Below are 8139 nucleotides of genomic sequence, written 5' to 3' on the forward strand. Positions count from 1 at the left end.
AACTTAGTCTTACAGCGTTCTTCTTGAAGTCTTCATCATATTGCTGGCGAATTTTGGACATGATTATATTCTCCTCTCGTATAACTCTATCTTATCATCATGTCCGAAATTGTAACATGGACCCCTACACCACCAATCAAGGGAGTGTATGGAGTTTGCAGGAGCAAAAACTACAGGTCATCGAAGGCAAAGCGACACTAAGAGTAATCCAGGCGGACCTTGAAGACGGGAGAGTCCTTGGAACCGTTGCTCTTTGCAGTGATTCGCCTAGTGGCTCCCAGGTGTTCTCATTACGAGTGCAAGCTTCCGCTTGGTGTTTCCGGGGGGACTGGGTCTTGCTCGAACCGGGGAGAGAGGTGTTTACGAAGGAGATCGGCCACTTGTCCGCCGATGAGCAGTGGGTGGATTTCGTTTTCGAGCTCCCCGAATTCGCAGCGCCAACCACAGCGATCGTCAGGTTGACGGTCATTCCCGATCTTACGAATACCAACTTGCAGGTGGAACAGGAGGCCGCTGAGGTCTACTATACCTATCGGGATCCAAAGGTCCAGTCGCCTCTTTCTGCTTACACCGATCGGAAGGCAGCGGCCCAGCGCACCCGACGGATCATCTACAATAACGACGGCAACGATAATCCCTCCCTGCCGGTGACCCCGATCAGCTTCTTGCAACGGCGGACCCTGGGCCTTGAGTACACCCAGGTGGACACGATCTCCTACTGTACCGGCATCTTTAACCTTTACACCCATCATAGTGACGAGACTGAGCTGCATTACTCCACCGGGAGCACACCGCCGGAGGCGGTGTCTTGGGCTCTCCTCCTGAAGGAACAGGGCTTTGATCCTCTTCAATTAATGATCGATTACGCGCGTGTCCATGGCAAGGAGATCTGGTGGTCGATGCGGATGAACGATACCCACGACAACCAGGCCAAGCGGGAAGACTGGCAATTGTCCCAGTGGAAGAGGGAACACCGCCATCTGCTCATGGCCCCGGTGCGCACCCAATTCCCCTACGGCTGGCAGGCTGGGCCTTCCTGGACCTATACCGCACTCAATTACGAGCATGAGGAGGTGCGAAACAAGGTCTATAGTATCATCGCCGATGTTTGCACCCGCTACGATCTCGACGGCATAGAACTTGATTTCTTCCGGCACCCGGTGTTTTTCCGCCCGCAGATGTTTGGCGAGCCGGTCACCGATGAACAAAGGGGGCTGATGACCGACCTTCTAAGACGGATCCGCGATCTCACCGAGGAGATCGCCAAGGAGCGGGGACGACCCTTCCTAGTGGTGGTACGGGTCCCGGATTCCGTCGGATATGCCAAAGAGATCGGTCTGGATGTGGTGGAGTGGCTGGAACAGGATCTGGTGGATATCATTATTGCCGCGGGCATCTTTCGCCTCGAACCCTGGGAGAACAGTGTGGACCTAGGACGGCGCTACGATGTACCAGTTTACGCTTCTTTGAGCACCAGTCGCTTAGGCGGGTATCTTGAAGTCTGGCGGGAGGAGGCGCTGCAGGCCTGGGAAGCAGGATGCAGTGGGATCGCCACCTTTAACGTCTTTCAGCCCAATTCCCCGCTTCTGCGTCAGTTGGGCGATCCGGGCCTCTTAAGAAACCTTCCCCGCACTACTAGTTACTCGGTGGATGAAGATATTATGCGTTCCTTGCGTTCAATTTCCAGCTTTCTTAAGGGCGGGGAACGGTTTCTGGACCCGGCGGTTGCCGCCTTGTATCCACCGGAGGCAGTGGCAGAGATCCTTGCCGGTCCATGACCGTAGGCAAGAATCCCCCGTCGCTGAGACTTGAAGGCTGGAGATTGGTCGTGACAATAACCACTGTTGGGATGGATGCGTGACGGGACGCGCCTTGTCCATGGTGTTCTTGTTGTCTCTTGCTGGGATTTCGGGATGTGAATCCTGCCGCAGCGTGCGTCCTTCAACCTGTCTTAGTCCAATTCCCTGGGAACTGAGCGTTCGGGACCGGCTCCGACCTCCAAAGGACTAAGGCTTGCTCGGCGCCTACCGACGTGGGGCCACCCCGTGGGATAAGGGAAACAGTATGTGGTTCCGGCGGTGCAGAGCCAGATCCGGAGGGTGTGGTCGCGCAGCCGATGCCGGGGCGCTAAGCCCATGTAAGGAGGGCGAAGCAGGATGGGGTCTGGAACTTGTTTTGAGATTATCGGACGGTAGCAAGAAGGGTTTACGGCCATGGGGAGGGGGATCAGGAACCTGACAAAGTCCCTGTTGCAGGGAGGTTTAACGACGGTTCTCCGGAAAATGGTATAATGCGTCTATAGAGGCAGGATATGTACGAGGCGTGATGTAGCGTACTGGAAGTTCCTAGGAAGCGGTGGGGGGAGTGAGGAGCCGGCAGTCTAAGAATCAGTTGGCCTTAGGGACGGCGAAAGAAACCAGGGAAAAGGGAAGAGATGGAGATGAACCGCTTGGCAAGAATTACAAACGGGAGAACCGGCCGGTTTGCGTCCTGGGATACCGAAGGACGGAACAGGGACTGCTGGCTGATACCGCCCGGCCAGTCGAGAGTCCTGGCAGATATTAAAGGGCCGGGGCTAATTACCCATATTTGGATGACCCAACCGATGCACTACCGGGAATGTCTGCTGAAGATTACCTGGGACTCTGCTGAGGCACCCAGTGTCCTCGTGCCCCTTGGGGACTTCTTCTGTCTAGGGCACGGGATTGTGAATTCCTTTCAGTCGGCGTTGTTCACCGCTTCCACGCCGCACAACAACCAGTTTAATCGGGGATGCGCCCTGAACTGCTATGTGCCGATGCCCTTTCGGGAACGGGCGGTGGTGGAACTGGTGAATGAAAGCGGAGAGGAACACCGCCAGTACTTCTATATCGATTACGAGACCTATGACGAGCTACCGGCGGATCTGGGCTATTTCCATGCGGAGTTTCGCCGCACCAATCCCTTCGGAGGCTGGGGGCATGAGATTACCGTCAATACCCCGGAGACAAATATCGTCAATAAGGAAAGGCTTGCCTGGGAGAACAACTACGTCATCCTTGAAACGAAAGGCACCGGCCACTATATCGGGTGTAACCTATCGGTAACCAACTTCCAGGGGACCTGGTGGGGCGAGGGCGACGACATGATCTGGGTCGATGGTTACAAGTGGCCGCCGGATCTGCACGGGACTGGCAGTGAGGACTATTTCAACCATGCTTGGGGTATGCAACGCAACGCCTTTTTGCGGAATGGCTCTTCGATTTACATGCACGATACGAACGGGTATCAGACCAGCTATGTCTTTCACCTAGAAAACCCCGTGCGTTTCCAGCGGGAGATCAAGGTGACCATCGAGCACGGCCATGGCAACCATCTGGCCAATGAGATGTCCTCGGTGGCTTACTGGTACGCCAAAGAACCAACGGGTGTTGTGGTACCGCCTCCTGTCGCCAAACGGGCGCCGGTTCTGCGGGACAACCAGGGGACTTGGTTGTACGATGAACAAAACCAGTGTCCCGGCAGGCCAGTGCCGATTAACGAAGAGATGGCCCAGGCCAAGGCGGCCTGGCAAAAGAAAAGACAGGGCTAGCGGCGCAGAAGCGATCTGTCAATGAAACAACGGAGAGGGGCGGCGGACAGCACCCTTGCCCTCGGGATGATCCCGGGCTTGGATACTCGTTTGTGAGAGGCTTGGGCTGTTTTGTCCGCCGCCCTTCGTCCGTTGATTACGAAGGGATCTCCCTGACGTTACCATGGGAGTGTGGCGATGATACCATGCGGTTGGCACAACAATTTGCTGATGGAAAAGAGGAAATCCCGGACACGACGGCGAACAACGTAATACGTATTACGTTTTTTGATTTGTCGGAATTGGAGGACTGGTCTTGCATGAAAATAACAGGAGTTATCCCACCACTTATTACCCCCCTGGACCAGGAAGGAAGGCTAGATCGGGTTTCCTTGAAGCGTCTTATCGGACGGATGACGGAAGCTGGCGTAGACGGCTTGTTCTTGGCCGGCTCCACTGGGGAAGGGGCAAACTTGACGGATGAGGTGTACTATCCCCTCGTTACCGAGAGTCTTGCCTGTTCTGAACTACCGCTCTATGTGGGGATCAGTGAGAACGGCACGGGGAAGGTCAAAGAGAAGATCGCTCGGCTGAGCAAGTATGCCCTTAGTGGCATCGTGATTACAGCACCAGCCTATTTCAACTATTCATCGTTGGGGCTTGGCGGCTTCTTCACCGAGATCGCCGATTACAGCCCGTTTCCCGTACTGGTGTACAACATCCCCTCTAACAGCCATGTGTACCTGGAGCCAGAGCTACTTATCGATCTTTCCCAACATCCCAATATTTGCGCGGTGAAAGATTCCGCTGGGCGTTTCATCCATTTTCAGAAGCTTCTGTTTGCCAAAGAGGCGGGAGAGTTTCAGGCAAGTCTGTTGCAGGGCTGTGAAGAGCTGATGATGGCGAGCGCCCTCTCTGGTGCCGATGGAGTGATCCCGGGTATTGCAAATATCGCTGCTCGGCAGTGTGTCGAATTGTGGCGGGCCGCCCAGGCCGGGGATGTGACTAGAGGATATAGTATCCAGAAAGAGATCATAGATCTGATGGGCATCTATAGAGGCGGGGTCTGGTTCCGCACTTTGAAAGAGTACTTGGCCCGGGAAGGGGTCTGCCAGCCCCATGTAACGGCACCCTTCGGCTATGAACCCTATAACCCTCAATACGGCCCGACAGAACTGAAGAAAAGCTCCAATGAATGATCGCCTGACTGGGGCGGTACCAGGGGAGGTAAGAGATCGATGGTCGTACAAAGGAACCTGTTTGTCAGTGGTGCAGAGGGCTATCATACCTATCGGATTCCTGCCTTGGCGGTGACCGGCCAAGGGACCGTCCTTGCTTTCTGTGAAGGACGCAAACATAGTCCGGCGGATACTGGGGACATCGATATCCTACTCAAACGCAGTTTTGACGGCGGTAGGACCTGGGAGGCTACCCAGGTGGTGGTGGCTGGTGGCGGCCACACAGCGGGCAATCCGGCACCGGTGGTGGATCGGGACACGGGAACGATCCTTTTACTGTTCTGCCGAAACAACATTGACGGACCCGAGAAAGTCATTATCGAGGGCAAGGCGCCCCGGACCGTCTGGTTGACCAAGAGTGATGACGATGGCGCTACCTGGTCGGAACCGGTGGAGATCACAAGCTCCGTGAAGCGACCGGAGTGGACTTGGTATGCCACCGGACCCTGTCATGGGGTGCAGCTGGCAAGCGGACGGCTTGTCGTTCCCTGTGATCATGTGGTGCTGACGGAGAAAGCCTCCACGGAATATCCCTTCTATTCCCATGTGATCTACAGCGACGATCACGGTCTGACCTGGCACATTGGCGGGATCCTTGGGCCTTGTGTCAATGAGAGTGTCGTCGTTGAGCTGAAAGAATCTCTCTATATCAACTGTCGTGGAAGCCATGTGGAAACCTACCGCCGGGGCTATGCCCATAGCTATGATGGAGGGCTCACCTTTACAGAATTGGCTTGGGACGAAGCCTTAGTTGAACCCCGCTGTCAGGGCAGTGCCATTGCGGCGGAAGTATCCGGGAAGTCCTACGTGCTGTTTTCGAACCCGGCGAGCACTGAGCGGAAACAGATGACGATCAAGCTAAGCGATGATGAGTGTAGGACCTGGCATCACGGTGTATTGCTGAACGAAGGACCCTCGGCCTATTCCGATCTGTGTGTCTTGAGCGACGGCACGGTCCTGTGTCTCTATGAGCGCGGGGAGGCGACTCCCTATGAATACTTGACCTTGGCGACCATGAACCTTGCGGACCTTGTGAAGGGTTGCGCCTGAGGCAGAATGGGTACCCGGCTGGACGCCGTGGGTGTCACGGCCATCGGGTCAGCGGCGTCCAACTCGGCGGGAAAACCGGTACAAGTCGTACTCCCGGTGATCCTAGTGCCCGTCTAACCGATCAGGTTAACCAGTAGTCGTGAGCCTTTCGCTGGCAATAGGGCGAGAGAACGCGGCCACCCACCGCGTTTTTCGTTGCCGGCAGACCAAAATACTGGTATTATATATCTAGGTTCCTTAAGTCTGCAGGAGGTTTTCGCTCTTTGCCCACCAGCTCTCCGTGGGACAGATCATCACCCCAGAAGCATAAAGCTATCATTCTATTTTATCTATTTTCATAATCAAGTGGGGTGGATGAGATGATACCGACGTCGCAATTCCTGCAGATGAAAGGGAAAAGGATCGTAATTACTGGTGCCTCCTCCGGGATCGGCAAGGCGATGGCCCTCCGTTTTGCCGATGCCCAAGCTGAGGTTATGCTTCTGGACATTGACCAGGCTGGTCTTGTTGCTCTCAAGGAGAACTTAATACCCCATGCCGCTCTGTATCCCATCGACTTGCGTAGCCGCGAGGAGATCATTTCTTTTTGGGCGGACTTGTCTGAGCAGGAGCTACCCCATGTGTTGATCAACAACGCTGGCATCTACCCAGCCAAAGACCTTCTTGACATCGATGAAGCGTTCCTTAGGGAAGTCTTCGCGATAAATCTGGAATCGATGTTGTGGATGTGCCAAGGGTTCATCGGCCGTAGAAAAAAGCGTGGTGGGGTGATTATCAACGTTTCCTCCGTTGAGGCGGTGCTGCCGTTCAAGGAGGATCTGCTCATCTACAGCGTGAGCAAGGCCGGTGTGCTGGCTTTGACGCGAGCTTTGGCCCGGGACTACGGCAGGGTAGGCTACCGGGTGAATTGCATTGTCCCCGGTGCGGTCAAGACTCCGGGGACGACTAGACTAGCGAGGCTCGCCGTGCAAAAGCTGCGGCTGGACCTGTTCAAAGCGGGCTATGATTTTCAAACGCGGCTGGCCTTAAACCGTTGGGGGCACCCGGACGAGGTGGCTCGCGTGGCGTTGTTCTTGGCTTCGGATCTGGCAAGCTACGTCCAGGGGGCGATGATCCCGGTGGACGGCGGCTTTCTTTCGTCTTGAAGGGGGCCTGTTGCCCAAGACTTCAAGGACCATTGTCCTGCCAGGAAATGGGCTGCGCCTAACCAGGACTTCGATCTGCGGTGGAGGATCTTTAGACCCTACAGGCTGTCGCCAATGTGGGCGATAGGGAACCTAACGATGCATTGAACAAGCTTGCCGGTAAGGCCATAAGCGTGTGCTCATCTACTGGGCATGCCCTATTGCTACGGTCGGCTCCTTAGAGTCTATCCAATCTGTATCCTTTCTCTAGCGTTGACGTACATAGGGGGTTAAGACCAATACTCGCCAAGGCCTAGTGAGTCCTCCTGCATCATATGACCGATCGAGATCACATTATTGCCCCCGGGATCATGGAACAGATTATGAACAAGAAGTTTGATAGTCTGTACCGGGGCGATGCGAAAGACAAAGCGGAGTACTTCCGACACTACACGGAGTTCTTCCGGATGATGGGCTATGATACGGTGAGCTTTGAGATTTGTATCGGCCCGGTGATGCCCGGCAGCGGCGCCCTAGCGGCGGAGACGGCAGGGGTGATCCAGACCCGGGAAGACTTTGAACGCTATCCCTGGGATGAGATTCCCCCGATGTATTTTGACACCCAGAGTGTGGCCTTCGAGCAGCTGCGAGAGGTGATGCCGCCGGGGATGAAAGCCGTCGGTGGGCCCGGGAACGGTGTCTTTGAGATTGTCCAGGATCTTGTGGGCTATATGCAGCTGTGTTACATCAAGGCTGATGACCCCGAGCTCTACGCGGACCTCTTTCAGCGGGTGGGGGACGTGATGGTGGCGATCTGGGACCGGTTCTTGCGGGAATTCGGGGACATTTATGCTGTCTGCCGCTTCGGCGATGACTTGGGCTTCAAGGTTTCCACCCTGCTTTCGCCGGAGGATATCCGGACCCACATCATTCCTCAGTACAAGCGGGTGATCGACCTGGTCCATGCCCATGACAAGCCGTTCCTGTTCCATTCCTGCGGCAACATCTTCTCCGTGATGGATGATCTGATTCAAGTGGCCGGGATCGATGCGGGTCCATGTTACAATTTCGGACATGATGATAAGATAGAGTTATACGAGAGGAGAATATAATCATGTCCAAAATTCGCCAGCAATATGATGAAGACTTCAAGAAGAACGCTGTAAGACTAAGTTAC

General features: G+C 55.1%; 6 protein-coding genes. All 6 read left to right on the forward strand.

All coding sequences use genetic code 11. The features are described 5' to 3' along the window. The first annotated feature begins 155 nt into the window (after positions 1-155). Entirely contained in the window at positions 156-1778 is a 1623-nt protein-coding gene (locus GXX57_05390) for a family 10 glycosylhydrolase (protein ID HHV44083.1), read from the forward strand. A 671-nt stretch (positions 1779-2449) separates the two neighbouring features. Beyond that, positions 2450-3571, forward strand: coding sequence for a DUF2961 domain-containing protein (locus tag GXX57_05395; GenBank protein ID HHV44084.1), 1122 nt, complete (start codon positions 2450-2452; stop codon positions 3569-3571). A 299-nt stretch (positions 3572-3870) separates the two neighbouring features. Further along, positions 3871-4749, forward strand: a complete 879-nt coding sequence (locus GXX57_05400; protein HHV44085.1) for a dihydrodipicolinate synthase family protein — start codon at positions 3871-3873, stop codon at positions 4747-4749. Between the two features lie 39 nt (positions 4750-4788). Beyond that, positions 4789-5838, forward strand: coding sequence for an exo-alpha-sialidase (locus GXX57_05405; protein ID HHV44086.1), 1050 nt, complete (start codon positions 4789-4791; stop codon positions 5836-5838). Between the two features lie 359 nt (positions 5839-6197). Next, positions 6198-6983 (forward strand): SDR family oxidoreductase, encoded by a 786-nt coding sequence (locus GXX57_05410; GenBank protein ID HHV44087.1) that lies wholly within the window; start codon positions 6198-6200, stop codon positions 6981-6983. Between the two features lie 314 nt (positions 6984-7297). Then, positions 7298-8074, forward strand: coding sequence for a hypothetical protein (locus GXX57_05415; GenBank protein HHV44088.1), 777 nt, complete (start codon positions 7298-7300; stop codon positions 8072-8074). The last annotated feature ends 65 nt before the right edge of the window (positions 8075-8139 follow it).

Source organism: Bacillota bacterium, assembly GCA_012839765.1.
Classification (GTDB): Bacteria; Bacillota; Limnochordia; order DUMW01; family DUMW01; genus DUMW01.